This is a genomic window from Pseudomonas sp. GM50, from assembly GCF_000282375.1.
Taxonomy (GTDB): Bacteria; Pseudomonadota; Gammaproteobacteria; order Pseudomonadales; family Pseudomonadaceae; genus Aquipseudomonas.
The window spans coordinates 1-4,108 of sequence record NZ_AKJK01000130.1 but is presented as its reverse complement, the minus strand read 5'-3'; the positions used below and the strand labels follow the sequence as shown (position 1 = coordinate 4,108).

2 protein-coding genes are annotated in these 4,108 nt (G+C 58.3%); both read right to left on the bottom strand.

Annotated features, from left to right (window positions below):
• Positions 1 to 112: 112 nt before the first annotated feature.
• Positions 113 to 1,933 (bottom strand): DAHL domain-containing protein, encoded by a 1,821-nt coding sequence (locus tag PMI30_RS02225; protein WP_008014582.1) that lies wholly within the window; start codon positions 1,931 to 1,933, stop codon positions 113 to 115.
• A 165-nt stretch (positions 1,934 to 2,098) separates the two neighbouring features.
• Positions 2,099 to 3,925: an ATP-dependent zinc metalloprotease FtsH gene (gene ftsH, locus PMI30_RS02230; protein WP_008014580.1), complete on the bottom strand. Its 1,827-nt coding sequence runs from the start codon at positions 3,923 to 3,925 to the stop codon at positions 2,099 to 2,101.
• Positions 3,926 to 4,108: the final 183 nt, after the last annotated feature.

The following is a 4,108-nucleotide window of genomic DNA, read 5'->3' as shown; positions in this document are numbered from 1 at the left end:
ACCTGCAATCGCGGTGTATCAGGTACACCGCATGCAATGGTTTTACGACTGCTACGCAGCCGAACGGGGGCAAGCCCCCTCGCCACACAAGCCCGCACACAGGTTTTGCGGCTTAACTGACTGACATTCCAGCGGTCGGCAATGCGTCGGCAGTCTCCAGTGGAATCTCCAGGGTGAAAAGCGCTCCCTGGCCCGGTCCATTGCTATGGACGCGAAGGTGCCCGTTCATCTCTACCGCCGCGAGCGCGCAACTGTGCAGGCCAAAACCATGACCTTCCTTGCGGGTGGTGAAGCCGTGATTGAAGATTCGGGTCAAGTTCTCGGCAGCGATTCCTTCGCCCTGATCCTCTACGCTGAGGCGCAGTATTGCGTTATCGATAATCTTGACGCCCAGCGTCATATGGCGCTGATGGTCGCTGACCTTGGACATTGCATATTTGGCATTGCTGATCAGGTTGATCAGGATCAACAGCAGCCGGTGTTTGTCGCCGATGATCGTCGGCGCGTCCTGGTAGTCTTTGGTGACGACGACATGGTGCCGGCTCAAGGCGCCGGAATTCATGCGTAACGCATCCTCGAACAGATCGACGACGTTCAACGGCTCGACCAGCCTGGCGGCACCGGCATAGGCCTGTTGAGTGGAAACGATGTCCTTGATGTGATCGATGCTTTTGGTCAGTTGCGACAGTTCGTCAACGATGCTCGATTGCTCGAGCGCAATGGAGTCGACCAGTTGATTGAGGTAAAGGGGAAGCAATTTGCCTTTTTCATCGCATGTGATGAACTGCCCCAGGTCTTCGGCATGTTCGTTCATCATTTTCACCGCCTTACCCAGGCCAAGGGTTTTGCTGGCCGCCAATTTGCGGGTGATCACATCTGCCGAGACGTTAACGCTGTTCAGGACATTGCCGACGTTGTGCAGCACATTGGTCGCAATCTCCGCCATGCCGGCCATCCGCGCGGCGTCGACCAGTTCGCGCTCGGCTTCCAGCAGTTCGCGGGTGCGTTCCTCGACGCGTTGCTCCAGTCGCTCGTTTGCCGTTTGCAACTCATTGTTCATCTTGTTGATCAGGGCATAACTGCGTATCAGGCGGCCGGCCAGATACAACAACAGCAGCGCCATGATGCCGGCGCATATGCCCAGGTAAAGGTGATATTGGCGGTCTGTCGCGCTGGTGCGCCGTTGTTTCTCGTTCAATAGTTCGGTGATGCTGTCCAACTGCCCCGCGACCGGAATCACACTGATGCGATCAAGCAGATCATTGACGATGGGCTGTTCTCGAACAATGGCATTCACCGCGTCTACAAAGGCAGTGAAAGGCGGGCGCCGTTCGGGCGGCAGTTGATTGATGTAGTCATTCAGATACTTCAGATGCCCGGAGATTTCCTCAGCCCTTTCGCTGGAGACATAGAGGGCGTATTCAAGGGTGTCCAACGTAACATCGAACACCACTGAGGCCGCCACAGCATCCACCTTCGGGCGTTTGTCGTTGAAATCTTCCAGCAACCTCCGAATGTTATCTTCCAGCTCAGGCAGGGCCACGAATGATATTCGCAAGGCCGTGTTGTGCTGTTTGAATTGCTCAACCAGTCGGGTTTTGTTTTCTACCGCATCCAGATAACCCTCGCGTCGAGTTTGCCAAAGGGTCGAGAGGGGGCCGGTTGTATTGAGGTTGTCGAGCTGCGCCCATCGCTGTTCTGCTTCAGCGGGCGCCCCCAGAAACAAAGTGTCGTTCAGGCCGATTTTGGCTCTCAGAATCTTCACGTTCCAGTTGGCATCGAACTGCTTGAGTTGGCGAACGAAGTCGCGCGACTCGAAGTAGGTCGATGTGTCGTAGGAATAGGATTTGATCAGCAAAAATATCAATACGCTGAAAAGGGTCAGCGCAATGGCGCCCAAGGCAGTCCATTTGTAATGATTGGAGAGCTTCATTGCAGCATTCCTCCCCGGGCCATCCTGAGGGGGAGAGACTGCCAACGGTTAATGAATTCCATTTTTGCGCTCCCTGCAAAATGGCGAATAATCACCACATTGTTTGTAAGCCTAGCGTTGTTGGCGAACAGTGCCGGAAAAAACACCGAATGTGGATCAGTGGCGTCACGGTCGCGGTAATGCCGGGGCTGGCTTTAACGGCAGCAGAGGCGGGAACTCCTCTGGCGTGAGGGTTTCTTTTTCCAGCAACAGGCGAGCCCCCTCATCCAGGTCGGCCCGGCGACTCTCCAGCAGTGCCTTGGCCCGTTGGTAGGCTTCATCGAGCAGGGCGCGAATACCCAGGTCGATTTCCCGAGCGGTTTGTTCCGAATAATCCTTCTCGCCCAACGTGGCCATGCGATCCCCCAGATACGTTGCGTTTTGCCGCTCCAGCACCGATTGTCCGAGTTCGGCGCTCATGCCGAACCGGGTGATCAGTTGCCGGGCGATATCGGTCGCACGGCCCAGATCATCGGCGGCGCCGGTGGAGATTTGGCCATAGGCAAGGTACTCGGCGGCGCGTCCAGCCATCAGCACCACAATCCGGTCCTTGAGCGTCTGGCAACTGATCACGAAATGATCCTCGGTCGGTCGCTGCAGGGTATAGCCCAGCGAGCCGATGGCGCGGGGTACGATCGACACCTTATGCACCGGGTCCATCGCTGGCAGCGTGCTGGCGGCCAGGGCATGCCCCATTTCGTGGTAGGCCACGACCCGGCGCTCCTCGGGATCGAGCAGGCTGCTCTTGCGTTCGAGCCCCGCGATGAGGCGTTCTACCGCCGCGGTGAAATCGTTCAAGTTGATCGCTTCGGCACCGCGCCGGGTGGCGACAATGGCCGCTTCGTTAACCAGGTTGGCCAGGTCGGCGCCGGTGAATCCGGTGGTGATCTCGGCGATACGCGCGCCATCGAGCCCTGGCTCTACGGTGACTTTCTGCAGATGAACCCTGAGGATCGCCTCCCGCCCTTTGCGATCGGGGCGGTCGATCAGAATCTGCCGGTCGAAGCGGCCGGCCCGCAACAACGCCGGATCGAGCACCTCTGGCCGGTTGGTCGCGGCCAGCAACACGACGCCCTCACGGGGATCGAAGCCGTCCAGCTCGGCCAGCAACTGGTTGAGGGTCTGTTCTTTTTCGTCATTGCCGCCCAGCGTACCGACGCCGCGCATCTTGCCCAACGCGTCCAGTTCGTCGATGAAGATGATGCAGGGCGCCGCCTGCCGTGCCTGTTCGAACAGGTCGCGTACCCGGGCAGCACCGACCCCGACGAACATCTCGACGAACTCGGAGCCGGAGATCGAGAAAAACGGCACACCGGCTTCACCGGCGATGGCTTTGGCCACCAGCGTCTTGCCGGTGCCTGGCGGGCCGACCAGCAAGGTGCCTTTGGGAATGTGCGCACCCAGGCGTGCGTATCGCTCCTTGTCCTTGAGAAACGAGACGATTTCCACCAGCTCGGCCTTGGCTTCATCGATACCCGCGACATCGGCGAAGGTGACCCCGGTGTCGCGTTCGACAAACACCCTGGCCCGGGATTTGCCGACATTCATCAGCCCGCCAAGGCCTTGTTTGTCCGCCATCCCGCGAAACAGGAAATTCCAGAACACCATGATCAGGACAAACGGCAACAACCAGCCCAACAGGCTGTTCATAAAGGTGTTTTCGGTGGTTCCGGTAAAACCGACGCCCGATTGAGAGAGTTCGGTCGCCAGCGCCGGATCGACCCGCACGGTGGAGAACCGGTCGTGTCCATCGATGGGCTCTTGCAACTTGCCGCTGATCTGGTCTTTGTCGACCCGCAAATCACTGACTTTTTGCTCGTTCAACAGCTGCAGGAATTGGCTGTAGGGCAGGGGCTGCACGGCCTGGCGCTCGCCAAAGAACATCTGCATGAGGCTCAGCACGATAAAAGCGATCGCGAAGTAGGACAGGTTCCACTGGTCGTTCTTTTTCATGGCCTTGGCTCAGCGTGAGAACGCAGGGTCGAATTGCCGGTCAGTTAGGCACTTGAACACCGCAATCCCTGTGGGAGCCTGTGTGGCGAGGGGGCTTGTCGGAACGCCGCATCGCCCCGTTCGGCTGCGAAGCAGTCGTAAAACCATTGCATGCGGTGTATCTGATACACCGCGATTGCAGGT

Bases quoted from the DNA above. Each gene is read 5' to 3' on its own strand.
- PMI30_RS02225 (WP_008014582.1), bottom strand. From the start codon at position 1,933: ATGAAGCTCTCCAATCATTACAAATGGACTGCCTTGGGCGCCATTGCG.
- ftsH (WP_008014580.1), bottom strand. From the start codon at position 3,925: ATGAAAAAGAACGACCAGTGGAACCTGTCCTACTTCGCGATCGCTTTT.